Raw genomic sequence first — 263 nt, forward strand, 5'->3', positions numbered from 1 at the left:
TTACCTTACAGTCTTCGGTAAAGGTATCTGTACAATGTTCTTACCATTCTTTATTTTAATGGTAATTATTCTCCCTTTTATCCATGAACCTATAACACATTTAGATTTAGTCGATAGTATATATATACTCTATGTTTTCCTCCCTTCAGGCCTGATCTGGGGTTATTTCGAAGCCTCAGGCCGCGGCTACCTCCCCATGCCCTGGTTTATGAAAGCGGTCAAACATTTTACGTTCAGCCGTAGTACTGGCATGGTCACCCGCT

The 263-nt window shown here is 41.4% G+C and carries 1 protein-coding gene; it reads left to right on the forward strand.

What is annotated here, in order from left to right; translation table 11 throughout:
• Positions 1-34: 34 nt before the first annotated feature.
• Positions 35-263 (forward strand): hypothetical protein (locus JW499_RS22115; RefSeq protein WP_205212561.1); only part of this gene is annotated, 229 nt, incomplete at its 3' end.

Origin of the sequence: Amphritea pacifica (genome assembly GCF_016924145.1) — a bacterium.
In the GTDB taxonomy this organism is placed as follows: domain Bacteria; phylum Pseudomonadota; class Gammaproteobacteria; order Pseudomonadales; family Balneatricaceae; genus Amphritea; species Amphritea pacifica.